Annotated in this window: 24 protein-coding genes and 1 tRNA gene; 12 read left to right on the top strand and 13 right to left on the bottom strand. The window is 68.3% G+C overall.

The features are described 5' to 3' along the window. Nucleotides 1-52 precede the first annotated feature (52 nt). Nucleotides 53-763 (top strand): hypothetical protein, encoded by a 711-nt coding sequence (locus G578_RS0120125; protein ID WP_028795765.1) that lies wholly within the window; start codon nt 53-55, stop codon nt 761-763. 87 nt (nt 764-850) lie between these two features. Here the strand turns inward: G578_RS0120125 and G578_RS0120120 are convergent, their stop codons facing one another. From G578_RS0120120 to mtaB, 4 genes are read right to left on the bottom strand one after another with little or no spacing between them, the layout of a single operon-like run. Next, entirely contained in the window at nt 851-1381 is a 531-nt protein-coding gene (locus G578_RS0120120) for a hypothetical protein (RefSeq protein WP_028795764.1), read from the bottom strand. Nucleotides 1382-1422: 41 nt separating this feature from the next. Further along, on the bottom strand, nt 1423-2013 hold the full coding sequence (gene greB / locus G578_RS0120115) for a transcription elongation factor GreB (RefSeq protein WP_028795763.1): 591 nt from the start codon (nt 2011-2013) through the stop codon (nt 1423-1425). 50 nt (nt 2014-2063) lie between these two features. Next, nucleotides 2064-3020 carry a signal recognition particle-docking protein FtsY gene (ftsY, locus tag G578_RS0120110; protein WP_028795762.1) on the bottom strand — a complete coding sequence of 319 codons (957 nt, stop codon included), beginning with the start codon at nt 3018-3020 and terminating at the stop codon, nt 2064-2066. 10 nt (nt 3021-3030) lie between these two features. Then, nucleotides 3031-4326: a tRNA (N(6)-L-threonylcarbamoyladenosine(37)-C(2))-methylthiotransferase MtaB gene (mtaB, locus tag G578_RS0120105; protein WP_028795761.1), complete on the bottom strand. Its 1296-nt coding sequence runs from the start codon at nt 4324-4326 to the stop codon at nt 3031-3033. Nucleotides 4327-4453: 127 nt separating this feature from the next. On the opposite strand from mtaB, the gene G578_RS0120100 reads away from it, so the two are divergent. Further along, nucleotides 4454-5527 carry a tartrate dehydrogenase gene (locus G578_RS0120100; protein ID WP_028795760.1) on the top strand — a complete coding sequence of 358 codons (1074 nt, stop codon included), beginning with the start codon at nt 4454-4456 and terminating at the stop codon, nt 5525-5527. 153 nt (nt 5528-5680) lie between these two features. On the opposite strand, the gene G578_RS28725 is transcribed toward G578_RS0120100, so the two are convergent. Further along, a complete protein-coding gene (locus G578_RS28725) occupies nt 5681-6214 on the bottom strand; it encodes a 2'-5' RNA ligase family protein (RefSeq protein WP_051245054.1) in 534 nt (177 codons plus the stop codon). Nucleotides 6215-6224: 10 nt separating this feature from the next. Beyond that, nucleotides 6225-7067, bottom strand: a complete 843-nt coding sequence (gene dapF, locus G578_RS0120090; RefSeq protein ID WP_028795759.1) for a diaminopimelate epimerase — start codon at nt 7065-7067, stop codon at nt 6225-6227. 100 nt (nt 7068-7167) lie between these two features. Here dapF and G578_RS0120085 point away from each other — a divergent pair, with 100 nt between their 5' ends. The 3 genes from G578_RS0120085 (at nt 7168) to G578_RS0120075 (ending at nt 10298) form a co-directional block, all read left to right on the top strand. Next, nucleotides 7168-8235, top strand: coding sequence for a malate/lactate/ureidoglycolate dehydrogenase (locus G578_RS0120085; RefSeq protein WP_038015208.1), 1068 nt, complete (start codon nt 7168-7170; stop codon nt 8233-8235). Nucleotides 8236-8333: 98 nt separating this feature from the next. Then, nucleotides 8334-9443 carry a bifunctional DNA-binding transcriptional regulator/O6-methylguanine-DNA methyltransferase Ada gene (gene ada / locus G578_RS0120080; protein WP_211228966.1) on the top strand — a complete coding sequence of 370 codons (1110 nt, stop codon included), beginning with the start codon at nt 8334-8336 and terminating at the stop codon, nt 9441-9443. Between the two features lie 426 nt (nt 9444-9869). Further along, nucleotides 9870-10298 (top strand): carboxymuconolactone decarboxylase family protein, encoded by a 429-nt coding sequence (locus G578_RS0120075; RefSeq protein ID WP_028795756.1) that lies wholly within the window; start codon nt 9870-9872, stop codon nt 10296-10298. 75 nt (nt 10299-10373) lie between these two features. Here the strand turns inward: G578_RS0120075 and G578_RS0120070 are convergent, their stop codons facing one another. The 3 genes from G578_RS0120070 to G578_RS28720 all read right to left on the bottom strand — a co-directional run bounded on the left by G578_RS0120070 (nt 10374) and on the right by G578_RS28720 (nt 13385). Further along, nucleotides 10374-11225, bottom strand: coding sequence for a nitroreductase family protein (locus G578_RS0120070; RefSeq protein ID WP_028795755.1), 852 nt, complete (start codon nt 11223-11225; stop codon nt 10374-10376). Nucleotides 11226-11297: 72 nt separating this feature from the next. After that, nucleotides 11298-12968, bottom strand: coding sequence for a Rieske (2Fe-2S) protein (locus G578_RS0120065; RefSeq protein ID WP_028795754.1), 1671 nt, complete (start codon nt 12966-12968; stop codon nt 11298-11300). Between the two features lie 78 nt (nt 12969-13046). Next, complete coding sequence (locus G578_RS28720; protein ID WP_051245052.1) at nt 13047-13385, bottom strand: hypothetical protein; 339 nt, start codon at nt 13383-13385, stop codon at nt 13047-13049. Between the two features lie 171 nt (nt 13386-13556). On the opposite strand from G578_RS28720, the gene G578_RS0120055 reads away from it, so the two are divergent. Then, nucleotides 13557-13646, top strand: a tRNA-Ser gene (locus tag G578_RS0120055). 115 nt (nt 13647-13761) lie between these two features. Beyond that, nucleotides 13762-14058, top strand: a complete 297-nt coding sequence (locus tag G578_RS0120050) for a hypothetical protein (RefSeq protein ID WP_156907401.1) — start codon at nt 13762-13764, stop codon at nt 14056-14058. A gap of 42 nt (nt 14059-14100) precedes the next feature. Here the strand turns inward: G578_RS0120050 and G578_RS0120045 are convergent, their stop codons facing one another. The 4 genes from G578_RS0120045 to G578_RS0120030 are packed head-to-tail and all read right to left on the bottom strand — an operon-like array spanning nt 14101 to nt 17669. After that, nucleotides 14101-14823 (bottom strand): GntR family transcriptional regulator, encoded by a 723-nt coding sequence (locus G578_RS0120045; RefSeq protein WP_028795752.1) that lies wholly within the window; start codon nt 14821-14823, stop codon nt 14101-14103. Nucleotides 14824-14862: 39 nt separating this feature from the next. Next, entirely contained in the window at nt 14863-16143 is a 1281-nt protein-coding gene (locus G578_RS0120040) for a TRAP transporter large permease (RefSeq protein ID WP_028795751.1), read from the bottom strand. Then, nucleotides 16137-16607, bottom strand: a complete 471-nt coding sequence (locus G578_RS0120035) for a TRAP transporter small permease (protein ID WP_028795750.1) — start codon at nt 16605-16607, stop codon at nt 16137-16139. Before G578_RS0120035 ends, G578_RS0120040 begins: the two co-directional genes overlap by 7 nt. A 51-nt stretch (nt 16608-16658) precedes the next feature. Continuing rightward, nucleotides 16659-17669, bottom strand: a complete 1011-nt coding sequence (locus G578_RS0120030) for a C4-dicarboxylate TRAP transporter substrate-binding protein (RefSeq protein WP_245565655.1) — start codon at nt 17667-17669, stop codon at nt 16659-16661. A gap of 149 nt (nt 17670-17818) precedes the next feature. Here G578_RS0120030 and G578_RS0120025 point away from each other — a divergent pair, with 149 nt between their 5' ends. The 5 genes from G578_RS0120025 (at nt 17819) to G578_RS0120005 (ending at nt 22861) form a co-directional block, all read left to right on the top strand. Then, nucleotides 17819-18823, top strand: coding sequence for an aldo/keto reductase (locus G578_RS0120025; RefSeq protein ID WP_084619050.1), 1005 nt, complete (start codon nt 17819-17821; stop codon nt 18821-18823). After that, nucleotides 18823-19494, top strand: coding sequence for a DUF6064 family protein (locus G578_RS0120020; RefSeq protein WP_028795747.1), 672 nt, complete (start codon nt 18823-18825; stop codon nt 19492-19494). Before G578_RS0120025 ends, G578_RS0120020 begins: the two co-directional genes overlap by 1 nt. 129 nt (nt 19495-19623) lie before the next feature. Further along, complete coding sequence (locus G578_RS0120015) at nt 19624-20397, top strand: DeoR/GlpR family DNA-binding transcription regulator (protein WP_211228965.1); 774 nt, start codon at nt 19624-19626, stop codon at nt 20395-20397. After that, the gene (locus G578_RS27320; protein WP_156907400.1) at nt 20394-21500 is read left to right on the top strand and encodes an ABC transporter ATP-binding protein; all 1107 of its coding nucleotides are present in this window, start codon (nt 20394-20396) and stop codon (nt 21498-21500) included. Before G578_RS0120015 ends, G578_RS27320 begins: the two co-directional genes overlap by 4 nt. 74 nt (nt 21501-21574) lie before the next feature. Then, nucleotides 21575-22861: an ABC transporter substrate-binding protein gene (locus G578_RS0120005; protein ID WP_245565654.1), complete on the top strand. Its 1287-nt coding sequence runs from the start codon at nt 21575-21577 to the stop codon at nt 22859-22861. The last annotated feature ends 51 nt before the right edge of the window (nt 22862-22912 follow it).

Here is a 22912-nt window from a genome sequence, read left to right as displayed (position 1 = left end):
CGTGAGACGATCCGCGCCTCCGCCCTCCCGAAGGCTGCGTGACGCCCTGACGATGCTGAAGTTCGTCCTGTTGATTCTGCTGCTCCTGACCCCCCAGAATTCGATCCTGGCGGCGGCAGGAGCCAAGAGCGGGCAGGATGCGATGCGGGCGACCCTGAAGGAAATCATCGTCGAACTGTCGGACAATCAGGTCACCGACACGCGCTACTCCGACGCGTTACGGGCTGAGATCAAGCGCCAGCGCGACTTCATCGTTCCGACCCTGACGGCGGCGGGACCGCTCAAGAGCCTTACCTTCCTGGACTCGACCCAGCCGGCGCCGGATCGGCAGGTGGACCGGTTCCTGGCAGAACATGAGAAGACCAGTTTCGAGTGGACCATTTCCCAGGACGAGGAGGGGGTGGTCACGCTCCTCGTCCTGGCGCCTCCCCATGCTCCGGCGACGCCGGAAGAGAAGCGGACCGCCTTGGCGGGCGCGACCCTGACCGAGCTGATCGGCGAGCTGCGGGACGGCAGGATCGCCGAGACCCGGTATTCCAAGCCGCTGATCAAGGAGATGAAAAACCAGCGAGATTTCATCATCCCGACCCTGGCGGCGGCCGGCCCGCTCAAGACCCTGAAATTCCTCAACTCGACCCGCTCGGAGGCAGAGCAGCCGATCCACCAGTTCCTGGCGGAGCACGAGGCCGCCAAATTCATGTGGACCGTCTCGGTCAACGCCAAGGGCGTGGTCACCCTGCTGATCATGCAGCCGGGGAACTGAGTACGCACGCTGGGGTTTGTCTGGGTGGTCGCCAGTGCCGCTTCGACCGCCTCAGGTCGATGGTCCGGCCCCTAGAGGATCTGGCCCCTAAAACGCGATCTCGATGGTCCGGGGCTGCGGGGCCGCTTCGAGCGGCCAATAGAGATTCCAGGCCAGATCGTTGATCAGATAGAAGGACAGATCCGCCACCGCGCTGACCGCGGTAAACCCGGCTGCCGCCACCGGATCGGCGGTGAACAGCAACCCGAGACCATAGTTCTTCGCCGAGCTCACAACCCGGTAGCTCGCCGTCCGGAACGGGAGTGTCCAGCCGCCGAACGGTTGCGGATTGCCGAAGCCGAGGTCCCAGACCGTCTCGTGGGTGTAGTACGCCGCTGTCGATAGCGCCGCGTTGGTGAGGATGAAAGCCGGCGCGGCCGCCGCGGTCCCCCCGAGCAGCGTGCTGTAGAGGACGATGTCGAACCCGTTCGCCATCACTTCGTAGGTGAGGGTCTTGTAGAGGTTTCGCTCCCAGACCTCGGATCGGCCGGCATCGATCGCGGCACGGTCCTGCGCAATCCCCTCGGAGATGCTCGACAGCCAGATCCCCGCCGCCAGGGCCAGAGTTGCCGCCAGCATGCCGAGGCGCCTCCGTCGCAGGCATGGCATCGTCATCGGGCTCAGTCCGCGATGTAGCGGATCGCCACGACCTCGATCTCCTTCGGCCCCTGGGGGGTGTGCACGGTGACGGCGTCGCCGGTCTCCGCCTTCATCAGCGCCTTGGCGATCGGCGAGATCCAGCTCACGGCCCCGGCCTCGGTATTGGCCTCGTCGACGCCGACGATGCGGATCGTGTGCTCGCTCTCGCTGCCGTCGTCATGCAGTTCGGCATATGTCACGGTGGCGCCGAAGAACACCTTGTCCAGATGGGTCTGCAGGGCCGTGTCCACCGGCTCGGCGGTGTCGATCCGCTTGGAGAGGTAGCGCATCCGGCGGTCGATCTCACGCAGGCGCTTCTTGCCGTAGATGTAGTCGCCGTTCTCCGAGCGGTCGCCGTTGCCGGCGGCCCAGGAGACGACCTCGACCACCTTCGGCCGCTCCACGCTGCGCAGGTGCTTCAGCTCCGCCCGCAGCGCTTCCAGGCCCTTCGGGGTGATGAGGTTGCGGCCCATCTGCGCGTCGAGCGCGTCCTCGGCGTCGTCATGGACCTCGTCGGTCTCGTCCCAGCCGTCGAGTCCGCCGTCGTCTTCTTTCACGAATGCCTTGTTCATGGGGACAGTCTAGCGAGAGACCGGCCCCGAGGACAGGGCCGTGGCGGCTACTACTCGATCCCCATCAGGGAATTGGCGAAGGCCCGGGCCTCGAACGGGCGCAGGTCGTCGGCGCCCTCGCCGACACCGACCGCGTGCACCGGCAGGCCCACGCTCTGCGCCAGGGCGACGACCACGCCGCCGCGGGCGGAACCGTCGAGCTTGGTCACCACCAGACCGGTGATGTCGACCATCTCCTTGAACGCCTTCACCTGGGCATGGGCGTTCTGGCCGACCGTGCCGTCCAGCACCAGCACTGTGGCGTGGGGGGCGGCGGGGTCCTGCTTCTTGATGACCCGGACCACCTTGGCCAGCTCGTCCATGAGCTGGGTCTTGTTCTGCAGCCGGCCGGCGGTGTCGATCATCAGCACGTCGCTGCCGGCCGCCTTGGCCGCGGCCAGGGCATCGAAGGCCAGGGCGGCGGCATCGGAGCCGTGCGGCTTCTCGATCACCGGCACCTTGGCCCGCTCGCCCCAGACCTTGAGCTGTTCGATCGCGGCGGCCCGGAAGGTATCGCCGGCGGCGAGCATCACCGACTTACCCTCGCGGGACCACTGATGCGCCAGCTTGCCGATGGTGGTGGTCTTGCCGGAGCCGTTGACCCCGACCATCAGCAGGACGAAAGGCTTGTGGCCGGTGGGGTCCAGCGGCTTGGCGACAGGGGCCAGGATCTCCGCGATATCCTGCGCGAAGGCGGCGCGGACCTCGTCGCCGGTCACCTCCTTGTCGAACTTCTCGCGCGCCAGGTTGGCGGTCAGCTTCATCGCCGTCTCGACCCCGAGATCGGCGGTGATCAGCAGCTCCTCCAACTCCTCCAGGGTCGCGTCGTCGAGCTTGCGCTTGGTGAACAGCCCGCCGATGCCTTCCACGAGCCGCTTGGACGACTTCGACAGCCCCTTGCGCAGGCGGGCGAACCAGCCCTTTTTCGGCGCGCCGGTGTCGTCGGTCTCGGTATCCGTGTCGGTCATGCTGCCATGCTCATGCGGCGGCGCGGGCACGGCGCTCGCCGGTCAGTGTGGTGCCGTCGCGCCCGGTGAGGGTCACCTCGACGATCTCGCCCGCCGACGCACCGCCGACGACGCGGATCTCGGCGAAGCTCTCGCCATGGCCCAGGCCGTCGCGCTCGACCAGCACCCGGTCGGTGGTGCCGATACGGGTGTCGAGCCAGCGCGAGAGGTTTTCCACACCGATGGCCCGCAGCTCGGCGGCGCGGGCCTTGCGAGCGTCGCCGTGCACTTGCGGCATGCGCGCGGCCGGCGTGCCGGGACGCGGCGAATAGGGGAATATGTGCAGGTACTGCAGGCCGAGATTGCGGATCAACGCGGCGGTGTTCGCGTGCATTTCGTCGGTCTCGGTCGGGAAGCCGGCGATCACGTCGGCACCGAAGGCCATGTCCGGGCGCAGGGCGCGGGCGCGCTCGACCACGCGGATCGCGTCGTCGCGCAGGTGGCGGCGCTTCATGCGCTTCAGCACCATGTCGTCGCCGGCCTGCAGGCTGAGATGCAGGTGCGGCATGAACCGGGGCTCGCTCTCCAGCAGCCGCCAGATGTCGTCGTCCAGCTCCACCGGATCGACCGAGGACAGGCGCAGGCGCGGCAGCTCCGGCACCAGGGCGAGCAGGCGGCGCACCATCTGCCCCAGCGACGGCTTGCCCGGAAGGTCGCTTCCATAGGAGGTGATGTCGACCCCGCTCAGCACCATCTCGCGGTAGCCGGACGCGACCAGGGTGCGGACCTGCTCGACGATCACGCCCATGGGCACCGAGCGGCTGTTGCCGCGGCCGAACGGGATCACGCAGAAGGTGCAGCGGTGGTCGCAGCCCTGCTGGACCTGGACGATGGCCCGCTCGCGCCCTTGCGCCTCGGTGACCAGATGGGCGGCGGTCTCGCGCACGCTCATGATGTCGTTGACCAGGATCTTTGGCGCGTCGTCGGTGGCGGGCGCGTTCCAGGTCTCCGGCCGTAGCTTCTCCTCGTTGCCGACCACCCGGGCGACACCGGGAATGGCGGCGTAGCGGTCCGGGTCGATCTGGGCGGCACAGCCGGTGACGACCACGTTGGCGGTCGGGTTCTCGCGGATCAGCCGACGGATCGCCTGGCGCGACTGGCGCTCGGCCTCCGAGGTGACGGCGCAGGTATTGACCACGATGGTGTCGCCGGCACCGGACGCCGCCAGGTGCCCCTGGATCAGGTCGGACTCGTGCGCGTTCAGCCGGCAGCCGAAGGTCTCGACCCGGTGAGAGGGAGCTGTCTTGGTGTCAGCCGTGTGCGCCATAGGGCGGTAGATGCCTGCATGGGGGACGGAATGCAAGACTCCGGGGTAGATCCGGCAATTGTGAACCGGTCGCTCCGTCCCCTACATTGGCCGGATAATCAAAACGACCAAGCGTCAGGGAGCCCCCATGAAGACCTACAAGATCGCGGCCATTCCGGCCGACGGCATCGGCCCGGAAGTGATCGCCGCCGGCCTGCAGGCGCTGGAAGCGCTGGAGCGGCGCGACGGGTCGTTCAAGCTGGAGGTCGAGCATTTCGACTGGGGCTCGGACTACTACAAGAAGCACGGCGTGATGATGCCGGAGGACGGCCGCGACCAGCTCAAGCCGTTCGACGCGATCTTCTTCGGCGCGGTCGGCGCGCCGGACGTGCCGGACCACATCACCCTGTGGGGCCTGCGTCTGCCGATCTGCCAGGGCTTCGACCAGTACGCCAACGTGCGGCCGACCAAGATCCTGCCGGGCATCACCTCGCCGCTCGCCGGCGTCGGGCCGGGCGATCTGGACTGGGTGATCGTGCGCGAGAACTCCGAAGGCGAATATGCCGGCAATGGCGGGCGCACCCATCGCGGCATGCCCGAGGAGGTCGGCACCGAGGTGGCGATCTTCACCCGCGTCGGTGTGACCCGGATCATGCGTTATGCCTTCAAGCTGGCCCAGTCGCGGCCGCGCAAGCTGCTGACGGTGGTGACCAAGTCGAACGCCCAGCGCTTCGGCATGGTGATGTGGGACGAGATCGCCGCCGAGGTGGCGCAGGAGTTCCCGGACGTTACCTGGGACAAGATGCTGGTCGATGCCATGACCGTGCGCATGACCCTGAAGCCGAAGAGCCTGGACACCATCGTCGCCACCAACCTGCACGCCGACATCCTGTCCGATCTGGCCGGCGCGCTGGCCGGCAGCCTGGGCGTGGCGCCGACCGCGAATATCGATCCGGAGCGGCGCTACCCCTCCATGTTCGAGCCGATCCACGGCTCCGCCTTCGACATCACCGGCAAGGGCATCGCCAACCCGGTCGCCACCTTCTGGACGGCGGCGCAGATGCTGGAGCACCTGGGCGAGGCGAAGGCGGCGGCCCGATTGATGGAGGCGGTGGAGAAGGTGACGGCGGAGGGGATCATCACCCCGGATATCGGCGGCATGGCGACGACTCAGCAGGTGACCGACGCGGTCTGCGAGGCAATCCGGATGTCGAATATCTGACATTGGGAGGCCGCGTCCCCGACCGTCATCCTGACGAAAGTCAGGAACAATGCTCGGACGGCGCGACGCTGGGCTGCAGGAACTGATCCGACGCCGGCAACTTGGTCTTGAAACGAGTTCAGGACGACGGGGAGGGGCTGAAAGAAGGAGCCGCTATCCCCGCAGCGCCACGTCGGCCAGACGCCTCGGGGGCTCGCCCTCGCTCAGGCGGAACAGTTCCACCGTATCCAGGCGAGCGTGGATCTCGATGTCCTGGGCGTTCAGATCGTCGACCAGGGCCTTGGCGAGCTTCGCCTCGCCGAACCGGCCGAGCGTGATGTGCGGCACATAGGGCAGGTCGAGCCGCAGCACGTCGGAGAACGGACCGCTGTACAGGTAATCGTGCAGCCGGATCAGCGCGCCGTTGCCGGCATCGGGCACCAGGTAGACGTAGGTCTCGTCCGAATAGCGGTCTAGCCAGGGCATGGTCGCGCGGAAGCTGAGGTCGATCGGCGCGGTCTCGGCGGCGACGGTCGCCAGGTGGCTGGTGGCGGTGGTCGGGTCGGTGGCGTCGGTCGGGAAGATCAGGGTGACATGAGCACCGAGGCCGTCCTGGAAGATCGCGCCCCGGTGCCGCCCGCGCAGCGCATCCATCCAGGCCCGGTCGGCGGCCGCCATGGCAGGGCGGCCGAGCACCACGAGGCTCATCGCGCCCTCCTCAGGATCCGAGTGCGGAAAGGTCGAGGGTGCCGGAGAAGCTGGTCGCCACCGGTCCCGTCATCTCCACATGCCCGTCGGCGCGCCACGTAATGTCCAGCACGCCGCCGTCCAGCACCACGCTGGCCGAGCGGCCGGGGATCATCCCGCGCCGGGCGGCCGCGACCACCGTGGCGCAGGCGCCCGAGCCGCAGGCCTGGGTGATGCCGGCGCCGCGCTCCCACACCCGCATGCGCAGGCGGTCGCGCGCAAGCACGCTGACGAACTCGATATTGGCGCGTTCCGGGAAGATCGGGTTGGTCTCGATCGGCGGGCCGATGCGGGCGAGATCGAGCGCCTCGACGTCCTCCACGAAGAACACCGCGTGCGGGTTGCCCATGTTGACCATGGTCGCCGGGCCGTAGGCCTCGGCACCCGGCACGGTGACCTCCCGCGTGTCGGTCTCCACGGCGATCGGGATCTCGGTCCAGGCGAGGTTGGCCTTGCCCATATCGACGGTTACCCGGCCGTCGGCCGAACGCTTGCAGATCAGCCCGCCGACCACGGTCTCCAGCACGATCTCCTCGGCCCCGGCTTCGTCCATCAGCAGGGAGGCGACGCAGCGGGTGCCGTTGCCGCAGGCCTGGGCCTGGGAGCCGTCCGGGTTGTGGATCGCCATATAGGCCAGCCCGCCGTTCTTCGGCGGCAGGATGGTGAGGAACTGGTCGTAACCCACCCCGCGGCGACGGTCGCCCACGGCGCGGTACTGCGCCTCGCTCAGGGTGGCGTCGGCCGTGCGTCCGTCGACGACGACGAAGTCGTTGCCGAGGCCGTGCATCTTCAGGAAGGGCAAATTCGTGCTCATGACGCCTCATATAGAGACGGTGTAGGCTCGGCCGCAAGCGTACCTTGAACAGCCATCCAACATCGTCCAGCCAATCAAACAAAGAACACGAGGGAGTGAGATGCCGATCACCATCGGACACGAGCGCCTGACCGATATCGTCAGCGCCATGATGCAGGGGGCGAAGAGCTCCCCCGAGGAAGCCCGCGCCATCGCCGAGAACCTGGTGACGGCCAACCTGATGGGCCATGACAGCCACGGCGTCGGCCTCGCCCCGCGCTACATGAAGCACGCGGTCGCCGGCACCATGAACCCGGGTGCGCGCCCCTCGGTCGTGACCGACAACGGCGCCTATCTGCTGCTGGACGGCAACATGGGCTACGGCCAGACCGTCTGCCGCGAGGCGATGGAGATGGCGATCGAGCGGGCGAAGAAGACCGGCGTCTGCATCATGGGCCTGCGCCGCACCCACCACATGGGCCGGATCGGCGCCTGGGGCGAGATGGCGGCCAGGGCCGGGCTGATCTCGATCCACTACGTCAACACGACCGGCCACCGGCCCTACGTGTCGCCCTGGGGCGGCTACGAGGCGAAGTATTCGACCAACCCGTACTGTACGGCGATCCCCGCGACCGACGACCATCCGATGATCGTGCTCGACATGGCGACCTCGCGGGTCGCCCAGGGCAAGGTGCGCGTCGCCTATTACGCCGGCAAGAAGACCCCGGCCGACGCGCTGGTCGGCCCGGACGGCAAGCCGACCGACGATCCGACCGTGATCTTCGAGGAGCCGTTCGGCGCCATGCTCTCGTTCGGCCAGCACAAGGGCTACGGCCTCGCCATGATCTGCGAGATCCTGGCGGCCGGCCTGACCGGGGGCGGCACCGCGCGCGAGGAGCTGATGAGCCAGAACACGATCTGCAACAACATGCTGACGATCGTCATGGACCCGAAGGGCTTCGGCGCCGACATCCCGTTCAAGTCGGAGATCGACCAGCTCGTCGGCCATGTCTCCACCGCCAAGGTCGCGGTCGGCCACGACAAGATCCGCTTCCCCGGCGATCCGGAGCGCGAGACCTCGGCCGAGCGCACCGCCAACGGCATTCCGATCGACGACAACACATGGGCCGAGATGACCGAGGCCGGGGTCGAGGCCGGGATGGACAAGGCCGACTTCGCGGTGAACTGACGGTCCATCGATTGTTGGGATCGTCTCCGCAAGAAGCGGATGGAGGCGCCTCGGCCGCCGGTTCAGGGTAGGATCACTGCAAGCGATGGAGATCCGCGATGACCGTCCAGATGACCGCGACCACGGCACAGGCCCGTAACCCGATGGACGACGACGACCGCTACCGGGTCGTCGTCGCCCGCGACAAATCCTTCGACGGCGCCTTCATCGTGGCGGTGCGCACGACCGGCGTGTACTGCCGGCCCTACTGCCCGTCGCGCACGCCGAAGCGCGAGAACGTCTCGTTCTTCCAGACGCCGGAGCAGGCGCGCACCGCCGGCTATCGGGCCTGCCGCCGCTGCAAGCCGGACGAGTCCGCCGCCCCGGATCCGCGCCTGGACGCGGTGCGGGCCGCCTGTCGGGCGATCGAGAGTGCCGAGGACGAATGCCCGAGCCTGGAGGCGCTAGGTGCCGCGGCGGGTCTGAGCCCGTTCCACCTGCAGCGCAGCTTCAAGGCGGTGATGGGCATCAGCCCGCGCCAGTACTGGGACGCGCGCCGGCTCGGCAAGCTGAAACAGAACCTGAAGTCGGGAGAGGGCGTGGCCATGGCGCTGTACGGCGCCGGCTACGGCTCCTCCAGCCGGCTCTACGAGAAGGCGGGGGCGCAGTTGGGCATGACACCGGCTAGCTACGGCAAGGGCGGCGAGGGGGCGGTGATCGCCTATGCCTTCGCCGATACGGCGCTGGGACGGGTGATCGTCGGGGCGACCAAGACCGGAATCTGCTTCGTCGGTATCGGCGACAGCGACGAGTCGCTGGTCGGCGAACTACGCGGCGATTTTCCTAATGCGACACTTGCCGCCGATCCGGGCGGGCTGGGCGAGAGCCTGGGCGAGGTCGCCGGCATGCTGGAGGGGCGCGAGCCCCATGCCGATCTGCCGCTCGACATCCGTGGTACCGCCTTCCAGCGCCAGGTCTGGCAGGCGCTCACCGACATCCCCATGGGCGAGACCCGAACTTATGCGGACCTGGCGGCGGCCATCGGCAAGCCCAAGGCGATCCGGGCGGTCGGCAGCGCCTGCGCCAACAACCCGGTCTCGCTGATCGTGCCCTGCCACCGGGCGATCGGCACCGACGGTACCCTGCGCGGCTACCGCTGGGGGCTGGAGCGAAAACGAAAGCTCATCGACACGGAGGTCCGGGCGGCGGACCGGGCGGCGGAGAAATAGGCGCGCGGGCGCCGGCTCGGTCATCCTCCCCGTCTTCCCGCATCTTCCCGCACTCTTTCCGTCTTCCCGGCCTCGCGCCGGGACCGAGGGTGACGCTTGCCGGAGCGTTGCGGAATAATGCCCGGATGCTCCAGCGGTTCTTCTCCTGGATCCCGGCGCAAGGCCGGGAAGACGAAAAGGGCCCCCTGTTACCCGCCGACCTCTGGACCGCCTCCTCTCCTCTCTCTCTGTTTTCCCGTCGCGGATTAAATCCGGGATTGCACCAGGATCCAGGGTGACGCCTGCCGGGGCATTGCGGAATAATCGCCGGACGCTCCAGCGGCCCCCTTCCCTCGGTCCCGGCGCAATCCCGGATTTTATCCGGGACGGGAAGACGAAAAGAGGGAGCGAGCGGAAACCGCGAAACCCCAAGGGAAGGAACCGCCCATGTCCACCGAACCCGCCACCGTCGTCATGGTCGAATACGAGAACGCCTCGGACGAGGTCCGCGCGGTGTTCGACGACATCATGGCGACCAAGGGCATCGGCTTCGTGCCGAATGCCTGGAAGGTCTTCGCCTCCCATCCGCCGACCCTGAAGCGGCTGTGGTACGGGCTGAAGGAGGTGATGGCGCTGGGCGCGCTCGACCCGAAATTCAAGGAGATGATCGCCGTGGCGGTCTCCGTCACCAACGGCTGCGACTACTGCACCCGGAGCCATACGGGCGCCGCCCGTAAGCTCGGCATGTCCGACGCGGAGTATGGCGAACTGCTGGCCGTGGTCGGCATGTTCAACCAGACCAATGCTTTAGCGGAGGCGTACAAGATCCCGGTGGACGACGTGTTCCTACGCCCCTGGTCGGATCAGGACGGCTGAGGCGGCAACTCTCTATCACCCACGCCCGTCATCCCGAAACGAGTTCGGGATGACGGGGAGGGGGAACACTTCCCCTCAATCCAGATTGAACTTTTTCGACCTCAGGAACGCCGACAGGTTCTTGCGCTGGGGCACGGCGTATTGCCGGGCCTTGTCGTCGGACCAGCCGTAGAAGTCCGGCGCGCCGAACTCCTCGACCATCCGGTACTTCTCCTTGGGCGTGGAGAACTTCGCGTCGCGCCGCCGGTCGTAGGCGTCGATCTCCGCCAGCACGTCGCCGTCGTCGTAGCGGTCGGAATGCACGGTCACGCTCGGCGGCAGGCGCAGGCTGACCCAGCCCTCGCGCTCCGGGAAGCCCAGCCCCATGCCGACGAACGGAAACACGTAGTCCGGCAGTCCCAGGACCTCCGACGCCGCCTCGATCTTGTTGCGGATCACGCTGATCGGGCAGCAGCCGAGCCCGAGTGCTTCGGCGGCGCGGATGAAGGTCGCCATGACGATGGCGGCGTCTCCCGCGCAGTTCAGGAACGCGTCCAGGTGGTCGTTGGGATAGGGCGTGCCCTTGGCCTCGGCGATCTTGTGGATGCGCCGGTTGTCGCCGCAGAACACAAGCAGGCATGGGGCGGCGGTGACCCAGGGGTCGTTGATCTGCTCGTTCAGCGCCCGGCGGATCTCCGGATCCTTGACCACGATCACCGAGCATTGCTGCAGGTCGGACTTGGCGGGCGCGGAGAAGGCACCGGCGAGCGCGATGCGCAGCAGCTCGTCGGGAACCGGCTGGTCCGTGTAGCGGCGGTGGCTGCGGTGGTTCAGGATCGCGGCGATCTCGCCCTCGGCCGGCATGTCGCGCCCGTCCTCGGTCGGCAGGCCGAACCGGTCCTCGATCAGATCGCTGATCGTTTTCCCTGCGGTCTTGTTCTCGGTCATGCGGCCCCCGGCGTGCTGGTGAGGGGCGCATCATGGCCGAGGGAACGCACCCCCGGCCACTCCCTATCTGCCCTATTCGCTCTTCACCGTCTCGCGCGCCTGATAGGCGACCCGGCGGGTCAGCTTGCGCTTGAAGGGCTCGTTGAGGAACCGGTTCAGCGCGGCGGCCAGGTCCGGGACCCAGGACGCGTGCGGGGCGGCCTCGATCTCCTCGCGCACCGCGCAGGTCATCTTCACGAGGTGGGCGGATACGATGAATTCCGGGTTGCCGTGATCGATCACCGCGCGGGCACAGTCCTCGACGAAAGCCCGGGGGGCTGTGACACGCCAGCGCTCCACCGGATAGGCCGGGTCGACATAGCCGGCGTTGCGGCCCAGGAAACAGGCGGTTTGCAGCAGCACGTCGGGAGCGAGGGCCGGGTGCCGGGCCATGATCCGCCGCCCGGCATTGGCGAAGGTGATGGCATGGCTGAAGTCGAGCCGGCCGACATTGCGGCTGATCGGCTGTTCCGCCCGGGTGGCGTAGACCGGATCGGCATGGAGCAGCTGCCATGCCGCCGCAGCCATCACCGCGTCGTAGCAGCGCTGCGGATCGGCGCTGCCGTCCGATACCCGCGCCAGCGCCTTGGCGACCGACACGCGGCACAGGTCGGCCGGCTTCACCGGGCTGCGGCCGCGCCCGGTCCAGCCGTCGCGCGCCGGGCGGTAGGCCTTGAATTCCGGGATCAGGTCCTCGCGCCGGCCATAGATCAGGGCGCGGACCAGCAGCAGCGCCAGCGGCTCCGCCACCGACCCGCCATCGGCGTGCTCCGGCATGTCGTTGGCCCCGTCCAGCCGCCGCACCGCCTCGCGGGTCTTCTCCACATAGATCACCGAATGGCCGAAATCCTGGTAGTGCGCCAGGGCCGCCCGGCACAGGCCACGGTCGATCCGCGACCAGCCGCCCGCCGCCAGCCCGCCGCGCGCCAGCCGGATCGCCCGGCCCTCGTCCTCCGCCTCCACGGCGGCGACGAAGGCCTCCTCGTCCCAGGCCTCGGCGCCGTCGGCATAGGGATAGGAATCCTCGCGCAGGCTGTCGTCGACCAGATGGGCGACGATCTCGGTGACGCAGACCAGCCGGTCGACCGGATCGTCCTGTTCGTCGGCCAGGGCCAGCCAGTCGGCCAGCGCCGCATGGGCGTGGGTCATGCCCCACCGGAAGCGGTCATGGGTCCAGCGGATCGCCGCCCGCACCCCCAGGCGCGGATCGACCCCCGCCGCCTCGATCCGGGCGAGGTCGCGGGCGATGCGGTCGTCGCTCGGATCGCGGAACCCGTCGCGCAGGCCGGCCAGCGCCCGCGAGATCCGCTGCGAGGCGGGCGGGTCGGCGATGTCGATCCAGACGGTGCCGTCCCTGATCTCGCTGGGGAAGACCCGCACCGCGTCGCCGCCGCCGATCACCGCCCCGGTCGCCAGGTCGAATTTCCAGTTATGCCAGTTGCAGGTCAGCGTGCAGGGCGCGTCCCCGGTGCTCTCGGACAGCGTGCTCTCGGACAGCGTGCCCTCGGACAGCGGATAGCCCTGGTGCGGGCAGCGGTTGGCGATGGCGCGCACGCCGCCGGCCGTGTCGAACAGCGCGATCTGCCGGCCCTCCCGCTTCACCAGGGCGCGCCCCTTGCGCTGCAGATCGGCCAGCGGCAGGGCCTCGACCCAGATCGGCGCGGGGGCGGTTTCGGTCGGGCGGTCGTCAAAGGCAACGGACATGCGGGCCTCCTCCTTACGGCGACCCTTTCTGACAGGGCCGTTCCAGGATGATCGCGCTGTCGGTTTATTAAAGCAAGTCTAATCTTGTTTAAAATACTCGCCCGAGCGCGACCGGCTGGCGGGGCGCCCCGGTTTACGGCCGCCGAGGAAGAACAGCACGGCGAGCCCGCCGGTGACCGCGAAGGCCGGCCAGGTCAGGACCGTCGAGATCACCGGGTGCCACAGGAACTGGCTGACATGGCGCGAGATTCCGGCCTCGGCGAGCTGCAGGGAGGTCGGGTGCAGGGTGAACCAAACGAACCCGGTGGAGAGCGGCTGGAAGAGGCCCTGGTCGACCAGCTGGTAGAGGTCCCGGGTCAGGAAGGCTGCGGCGAGGGCGGCGAACAGCCAGCCGAGACAGCGCAGGAGGGTACGCATGAAGTCACCTGTGGTTTGGTGCCGCGGCCATCCGCAGTAGTCATTCGCAGTTCCGGGGGCCGCGCCTGCGCCGGGAACCCGGATCTTAACCCCTTACGGCATCAGGCGAAAGAACACCTGCATGAGGGCGTTGCAAAGCGGCGCAAGCTCTATTACGTTCCCGCCTCCTCAGGAGGGGTGGCCGAGTGGTTGAAGGCGCACGCCTGGAAAGTGTGTAGGGGCGAAAGTCTCTCGCGGGTTCGAATCCCGCTCCCTCCGCCATCATTTCCCAAATTTCTGATTTCAGAGCGAGCGCCCCGGTCGGACGCTCGGGGTTGAACGCGGGTTTCGCGTTTGCTAGCCCACCGGCATGCCGCTCTCCGCCACAGTGTTCTCGGTGTTGGCAGGGCTCTCGCTGCTCAGCGTCCTGATCGGCCGGCCGTGGACCACAATCGTCGCCCGCCGGCAGGCGCCCCGGGACGCCTGGGGGCATCCGCTGTTCAAGGAGACCAACACGGTCCTCACGCTGCTGTGGGCGCTGATCTTCGCGGCCACCGGGTTCTGTGCGTGGGCGACCGACGAAGGCCTGTTGTTCGTCGCGATGGCGCTGGGCAACACCGGCCTCGGCATGGCGTCGCCCTGGATCGGCAAGCGCTACGCCGCGTGGCGGGCGCCGTCCTACGGTGCGGAGTGACGAACGCGCTTCCACCGCCCGGTATGGCACCCCGCCCGGCCCTCAGCAGAACAGCTCGGCATGCTCCTCCACGATCTGCGGCATCCGCCGCAGGGAGCCGGAGAGGTGCTCGCGCATGGTGCGCACCGACAGGTCGCCGTCGCCGGTCTCGATCGCGTCCACCACAGCGCGATGGGCGTCCAGCACCGACGCCGTCTTGCCCGGGCTGGGCAGGTCCAGGGTCCGCAGGCGGGCCAGGTGCCCGCAGCGGGCCTGGATGTGCTGGTGCAGGCTCGACTGGTTCACGCTGGCGAACAGGGCCGCATGGAACGCATCGTCGAGCTGCTTGAACAGGTCGACCTGGTCCATGTCCTCGACCAGCGCCTCCTGCATCTTCAGGAAGCCGCGGGCCTTCTTCAGGGCGTCCGCGTCGCGCGCTTCGGCGAGCCGGCGGACCACCTCGCATTCGACGGCGGTACGCAGGAAATGCTCCTCGCGCACCCGGGCGGTGTCGATCCGCGTCACCATCGTGCGCGACTGCGGGTAGGAGATCACCAGACCGTCCTGCTCCAGGCGCAGGATCGCCTCGCGCACCGGCGACTGGCTGACGGTGAACCGATCGGCCAGCTCGCTGCGCACCAGGATGGTGTCCGGCGGCAGGTCCAGGGCGATGATCCGTTCGCGGATCTCGCCATATACCCGTGCCGAGGTCGTCAGGCGGGGCCCGCCCCGCATCGCGTCCTCGGAGGTGACGCTGCCGGCGATCGAGAAGGGATTCTTCGTCATCGTCGTGATCCTGGGCACCATGCCAAACGGTTGCGTCCTCTACATGAGTTGATTGGGAAGCCAAACGGTCAGACCGGAAAAAGCCACGAGCAGCGCGAAGAACAGCAGCATGGCGGCGAAGAAGGGCAAGGCCGCCCGGGTGAACGCGCCGGTCTTGCAGTCGAGAATGCCGCAGACCGTGAACATGATAACCCCGACCGGCGGCGTGAGACCCCCGAAATTGATCAGCGAGACGATCAGCACGCCCATATGCACCGGGTCGTATCCGGCCTCGATCAGCACCGGCATGACTATGGGGGTGACCAGCAGGATGTTCGCCGCCCCTTCCAGGAACATGCCGCTGACCACCAGCAGCCCCATGACCAGCAGCAGGATCAACAACGGATCGGCGGTCAGGGTGGTGACGAAGCCGGCGATGTCCTGGGGCGCCCGCTCGATGGTCATGGCATAGCCGAGCACACCCGCCGTCATGATCAGCAGCATGATCATGCCGAGGTCCGAGACCGTCTCCCGCGCCGCCTCAAGTAGTTTCGCCAGGGTCAGCTCGCGATAGACCCCGAAGCCGATGATCAGGGCGTAGAACACCAGGAACACGCCGGCCTCGGTGGCGGTGAAGATCCCGAAGCGGAAGCCGACCACCAGGACCACCGGGAACATCAGCGCCCAGATGCTTTCCAGAAAGCCGGCGCCGATCTCCCGCGCGGCGGGGATCCGCGGCAGGTCGGGCACGTAGCCCCGGCGCTTGGCCACCAGCCAGGTGGTGGCCATCAGCACCGCGGTCAGCACCACGCCGGGGACGACCCCGCCGAGGAACAGGCGGCCGATCGACACCTCGTTGATGTAGCCGAACAGGATCAGCCCGATGCTGGGCGGGATGGTGGCGGTGATGATCGAGCCGAAGGCCAGGATCGCGGCGGTGGAGGCCTTCGAATAGCCCTGCTTGAGCATGCTCGGGCCGAGCAGCCGCGCCTCCATGGAGGCGTCCGCCACCGCCGAGCCGGACACGCCGCCCATCATCAGGCTCAGCATGATCGAGACCTGGGCGAGGCCGCCGGCCATCCAGCCGGTCAGCAGCCGGGAGAACCGGACCAGCCGGTCGGTGATCCCGGTGGCGTTCATCAGGTTGCCGGCCAGGATGAAGAACGGCACGGCGAGCAGCGGGAAGCTCTGGGTCGCGGTCACCATCTTCTGGATCGCCACCGTCGGCGGCATGGTGCCGGTCAGGACGAAGACCGGGACGGACGCCAGGGCCAGGGCGAAGGCGACGGGAATCCCGCCGATCAGAAACACCGCGAACAGCGCGGCCACCAGCATCAGCATCTGTCGGTCTTTCCCGGAGGGGCCGTGTTACGCAGGTGGGCGACGAACTGCGCTACCGAGGTGCGCAGCAGCAGGAGCAGGCCGACCACCATGGAGGCGTGGATCAGCGACCCGTTCATCTGGGTGGCACCGATCAGCCGGGGGTGCATCAGCACCATGTTCCGCCAGGCGTAGATCCAGAGGAACACGAGCAGGGCGATGACAATCAGCAGGTTGACCGCCTCCAGCGCGTGTCGGCCGCGCGGGCCGAGGCTGTCGGGCAGCAACGACATGCAGAAATGCCGGCGCTGCTGCATCGCCAGGTCGGCGGCGAGCATGCACAGCCAGACGAACAGCAATTGGGCGACCTCGACCGACCAGATGATCGGGCTGCCCATGCTCCGGGCGACGGCGGCGATGCCGACGAGGATCACGATCCCCGTCAGCAGCGCCACGGCGCAGGCGGATTCCAGGTTACGCAACATTCAAGGCTCTCCGCTCCCGGGACTCTGCCTGTGCCGACATGAGGGCCCGGGTCAGCGGCCGAGGATGCCGTCGACGATCGCCTTTTCCTTCTCCAGCTTGAGCATGGCGTAGACCGGCTCCACCGCCGTCTTGAACGGCGCCAGATCGACCTCGCTGACGGTGATGCCGGCGGCGGCCACGTCCTTCATCGCCTTCTCGCCCAGCTCGATGGTCAGGCCGGAGGCGTAGCGGCCGTTCTCCACCGCCAGATCGCGGACGATCTTCTGATGCTCCGGCGAGATCTGATTCCAGGTCTCCGCTCCCACCACAAGCGCGGTGACGAGCTGGATATGGCCGGTCTTGGTGACGTGCTTGATGACCTCGTAGAGCTTCGCCCCCCAGATCGCGGTCGGCTGGGCTTCCGCGGCGTCGAGGGTGCCGAGCTGCAGGGCGGAGTAGACCTCGCCCCAGGCCATCGGCGTCGGCTCGGCTCCCATGGCGCGGATCGTCTCGATCCAGACCGGGGCGCCGATGGTGCGCATCTTCAACCCGTTCAGGTCCGTCGGACCGGAGACCGGAACCTGGGTCAGCGCGTGGCGGGCGCCCTGGTACCAGTTGGAGGCCAGCATCACGAGCCCGGCCTTCTCCGCCAACTCGTCGCCCCAGCCCAGATAGTCTTTCGACAGGGCGAACTTGTCGGCCTGATCGTAGGTGTCGAACAGGAACGGGGCGGACATGATCGCCAGGGACGGCACGAAGCTGGACAGGCGGGCGACGTCGGTCACCGTGCCCACATTGGCACCGGCCCGCGCCTGGTCGAGCATCTCGGTCGTGTCGCCAAGCTGGGAGTTGTGGAAGACGTCGATGACGACCTCCCCGCCGGTGGCGGCCTCCACGTCCTTCTTGAACTTCTCAAGCCCCTGACCCATCGGGTCGCCGGGGGCCAGCACGGTGCCGATGCGCAGCACCGTCTCGGCCTGGGCCGTTGCGGAAAATCCACCCACGGCCGTACCGATCGCCAGCCCGATCGCCAGCATTTTCATGGCGGGAAGCAGGCGCACTCGTCTTGTCGCGTTTCTCATGACGTTCCTCCAAACATGGCGCTGCGGCCATTTGTTATTTTTTTAACACTAAAATATTAGTTAGGGTCGATCGGAAGAGTCAATCGGGGTTCTACCGATGGTTACGGCCCCCGCTTGTCCCGCCGGGATCGCGGGCCAAGTAATGCGGCATGACCGATGCGAAACGGATCCACACCCGAACCGGCCGCCGCCGATTTCTGGCCGCCGGTGCTACCGCCCTGACCCTGTCCGGCCTGTTCCGCGCGGGCCTCGGGATCGGCGCTGGCCCGGCTGCTGCCCAGACCGGCGCACAGACCGGCGCACAGACCGGCGCCCCGACCGCCGGCCCCGTCCTGCGGCGCACGATCCCGTCGACCGGCGACACGCTGCCCGCCGTCGGGCTCGGCAGCTGGATCACCTTCAATGTGGGCGACGACCCGGTGCTGCGGGCCGACTGCGCGGAGGTGATGGCGGCCTTCCTCGACGCGGGCGGTTCGGTCATCGACTCCTCGCCGATGTACGGCTCGTCCCAGGCGGTGATCGGCGCCGGGCTGGCGCGGCTCGGGCGGCGGGACGCGGCGTTCTCCGCCGACAAGGTCTGGACCGGCGATTCCGATGCGGGGCGCGCCCAGATCGAGCGGTCGCGCGAGAACTGGCGCGTGCCCCGGTTCGATCTGGTCCAGGTCCACAATCTGGTGGAGTGGGAGGCGCATCTAGACACCCTGGCGGCCATGAAGGCGGCGGGGGAGGTGCGCTACGTCGGGATCACCACCTCCCACGGCCGGCGCCACGGCGATTTCGAGGCGATCATGCGCTCCCAGGATCTCGATTTCGTGCAGCTCACCTACAACCCGGTCGACCGGGAGGCGGAGGACCGTCTGTTGCCCCTGGCCCGCGAGCGCGGGATGGCGGTGCTGGTGAACCGGCCGTTCCGGCGCGACGCGCTGACCCGGCGGCTGGAGGGCGAGCCGCTGCCCGGCTGGGCGTCCGAGCTCGGTGCCGAGACCTGGGCGCAGCTCGTGCTGAAGTTCATCCTGTCGCACCCGGCGGCGACGATCCCGATCCCGGCCACCACGAAGCCCGAGCACGCTCGCGAAAACGTGCTGGCGGCCACCGGACCGCTGCCGGATGACGCGCTGCGCGAACGACTGGCCCGGCACATCCAAGACATCTGATGAAAACCTGGCTGACCTACAGCCCGCAGGATTTCCTGCTGTTCTCCGAGCGGGTCTACTGGCGGCTCTTCGAGCTGCACAACGCGGAACTCTGGCCGGCGCAGATCCCGGCGGTTCTGGCCGGGCTCGCCGTGCCGGCGCTTCTGGTCTGGCGCCCTTGGTGGGCGGGCCGTGCTATCGCCGGCATCCTCGGCGTGGCCTGGGCGGTCGCGGGTCTGGCCTTCCTGCCGCGCTATGCGACCGTCAACTGGATGGCCGGCGACCTGATCCCGATGTTCCTCGGCCAGGCGGTCCTGATCGCGGTGCTCGGCTTCGCCGCCAGGGCGCTGGTGCCATCGCCGGGCGGGGCGCGCCGATGGATCGGGGTAGCGCTCTGCCTCTACGGCCTGGCGGCGCCCCTGGCCGCCGCCCTTTATCTGGGGCGGGGGATGGCGGGTGCGGAGATCTTCGCCCTGACGCCGGATCCGACGGCGATCGTCACCCTCGGCGCCGTTCTCGCGGCGGAGCGGCGGTGGCCGGCCATGATCGTCGGCATCGTCGCGGCGCTGTGGTGCGTGGCGAGCTGGGCCACGCTGGCCACGCTGGGCACCCTCCAGGCCTGGCTCTTCGTGCCGGTCGCCTTGGCGCTCCTTGCCGCTGCCGCGGTCTCCCGGCTGCGTCGGAGCGGCTGACCGGGGTCGTCGCGCGCCATGTTCGAATGAATGTTCATTTGAGCGTCACACAAAGATGACGTGGCTGTCACACCCCGCGGATAGGTCAGAGCCCTGATCGATCGACGGGGGCGCCGCGTGACGACGCATGTGACATCCGAACGCCAGGCGGAAATCTCCGAACTGGTCCGGCAGAACGGGTTCCAGTCCGTCGCCGACCTCGCCCTGTATTTCGGCGTCACCACGCAGACCATCCGCCGCGACATCAACGAGTTGAGCGATGTGGGTGTGCTGCGCCGCCGGCACGGCGGCGTCGAGTTGCCGCTGCCGACCGAGAATATCGGCTTCGAGGAGCGCCAGACCCTCAACTTCGCCGCCAAGGAGCAGATCGCCCGGGTCGTGGAGGCCCATATTCCGGACGGGGCCAGCATCGCCATCAGCATCGGTACCACGCCGGCGCTGACCGTGCGGCATCTGGCGAGCCGGCGCGGCCTGACGATCGTGACCAACAACCTGGTCGCCGCCGTGAACGCCTGCGCGCTGCCGGCGGTCGAGGTGCACGTGCCGGGCGGCGCGGTCCGCCCCGGATCGCGCGATATTCTCGGCGCCGATGCCGAGGCGTTCTTCGAGGGCTTCAAGGTCGATATCGGCCTGTACGGCGTCGGCGGCGTCGATGCCAACGGCGAGCTGCTGGACTTCAACCGCCACGAGGTCCAGGTGCGCGAGACCATCCGGCGCAACGCGCGGCGCTCCTACCTGGTGCTGGATGCCACCAAGTTCGGCCGCGCCGCCCATGTGCGCGGCGGCTGGATCAGCGATGCCGATGTCGTGTTCTGTGACCGCGAACCGCCGGCCGCCATCCGCTCGCTGATCGCCGTCGCCGGCCACGACTTCGTTCTCTGCGCCGAGGGAGCGGGGTTGTGAGCGTCGCCATCGAAACGCGCGACCTGCGCAAGGCCTGGGGCGCCGCCGTCGCTGTCGACGGCATCAGCTTCACCGCCCCGGCCGGCGAGTTCACCGTGCTGCTCGGCCCGTCCGGCTGCGGCAAGTCGACGACGCTGCGGCTGATCGCCGGGCTGGAGGAGGCCACGGACGGCGCGGTGCTGATCGACGGCGCCGACGTCACCCGACGGCCGCCGAACGACCGCCAGATCTCCATGGTGTTCCAGTCCTACGCCCTGTTCCCGCATCTGAACGTGGCCGAGAACATCCTGTTCGGCCTGAAAGTCCGCCGGGTGCCCGCCGCGGAGCGGGCCGAACGGCTGGCCCGGGTTGCCGGATTGCTCGGCCTGGAGCGTCTGCTGGACCGGCGGCCGAGCCAGATCTCCGGCGGCCAGCAGCAGCGGGTGGCGCTGGGCCGGGCGATCATCGCCGAGAAGCCGATCTGCCTGATGGACGAGCCGCTCTCCAACCTGGACGCCAAGCTGCGCCACGAGATGCGGGTCGAGCTCAAGGCCCTGCAGCGCAAGCTCGGCATCACCATGGTCTACGTCACCCACGACCAAGTGGAAGCCATCGCCATGGCCGACCGGATCATCGTGCTGAACGGCGGCCGGATCGAGCAGAACGCGGATCCCCGAACCCTGTACGACAAGCCGGCCAGCACCTTCGTCGCCCGCTTCATCGGCACGCCGCCGATGAACATCCTGGATCTGGCGCCGGGTGACGGCGGCTGGTGCATCGCCGGGGACAGGACGGCGATCGCGCCGCCACACGCCGCTCTCCCGGACCGGGTGCAGCTCGGCGTGCGGCCGGAGGACATCGCGCTCGCCGATGCCGGCGGCGTGCCGGCCACGGTCGAGCAGGTCGAGTATCTCGGCGCCGATCTTCTGGTCGACTGCCGCATCGCCGGCCAGCCGCTCGTCGCCCGCGTGGCGACCCGTCACCCGGTCTCGGCCGGCGAGCGGGTCAACCTCGTCTGGCCGGCGGAGCATCAGCACCTGTTCGACGCCGCCACCGGCGCCCGGATCGAGGCGGCTCCCGGTTTCCCGAATCCAACCGTCACTTCCCGGTCCGCCGGGCCGTGACCCCAAGAGGGCCGCGCCGGACCGGCGAAGGCCCCCGAACACGACCAGACACCCGTAGTGAGGAGTGGACAGACATGACCCTGATGAAGACGATGACGACGACCCTGGGGGCGGCCGCGCTCCTGGCGTCGACGGCGACCACCGCGCTGGCGGTCGACCTGCAGTTCTTCTTCCCCGTGGCCGTCGGCGGCAAGGCGGCCGACACCATCCAGGCCCTGACCGACGAGTACGCCGCGGCCAATCCTGACGTGAAGATCGACGCGGTCTATGCCGGCAGCTACCAGGACACCATCACCAAGACCCTGACCGCCGTGCGCGGCGGCACCCCGCCGCAGCTCTCGGTGATCCTGTCGGTCGACATGTTCACCCTGATCGAGGAGGACGCGATCATCCCGTTCGACGGGCTGGCGAAGAGCGACGCCGACAAGGCCTGGCTGACCTCGTTCTATCCGGCGTTCATGGACAACTCCATGACCGGCGGCAAGACCTACGGCATCCCGTTCCAGCGCTCCACCCCGGTGCTGTACTGGAACAAGGAGGCGTTCAAGGAAGCCGGCCTCGACCCCGAGACGCCGCCGGCGACCTGGGAAGAGCAGATCGCGTTCGGCAAGAAGCTGACCAAGCGCGACGCCAACGGCAACGTCACCCAGTGGGGCATGCGGATTCCGAGCTCCGGCTTCCCGTACTGGCTGTTCCAGGGCCTGACCACCCAGAACGACGTGATCCTGGCCAACGATGCCGGCAACAAGACCAACTTCGACGATCCGAAGGTCGTGGAAGCCCTGCAGTACCTGGTCGACCTGTCGGCCAAGCATGAGGTCATGCAGCCGGGCATCATCGAGTGGGGCAGCACGCCGAAGGCCTTCTTCGAAGGTCAGACCGCGATGATGTGGACCACGACCGGCAACCTGACCAACGTCCGCGACAACGCGCCGTTCGACTTCGGCGTCGGCATGCTGCCGGCCAACAAGCGCCGGGGTGCGCCGACCGGCGGCGGCAATTTCTACATCTTCAAGGACTCCACCGACGAGCAGAAGGCGGCGTCCTTCGAGTTCATCAAGTGGATCACCGCGCCGGAGCAGGCCGCCAAATGGACGATCGCGACCGGGTACGTCGCGCCGCGTCCGGACGCCTGGGAGACCCCGGCGATGAAGCAGTATGTCGCCGACTTCCCGCCGGCGCTCGTCGCCCGCGACCAGCTCGAATATGCGGTGGCCGAGCTGTCGACCTACCAGAACCAGCGCATCACCACGATCCTGAACGACGCGCTGGAGGCGGCGATCACCGGCCAGAAGGCCCCGGCCGCCGCCCTCGAGGAGGCCCAGGCCGAGGCCGACCGCATCCTGGCGGACTACCGCTAAGCCGACCTGCCGGACGGCCCCCGGACTTGTCCCGGGGGCCGTTTCGGCTTT

The sequence above is a fragment of the Thalassobaculum salexigens DSM 19539 genome (assembly GCF_000423805.1).
GTDB classification, from domain to species: domain Bacteria; phylum Pseudomonadota; class Alphaproteobacteria; order Thalassobaculales; family Thalassobaculaceae; genus Thalassobaculum; species Thalassobaculum litoreum.
Note: the sequence above shows the minus strand (reverse complement) of the source record. Positions and strands in the feature narration are given on the sequence as shown.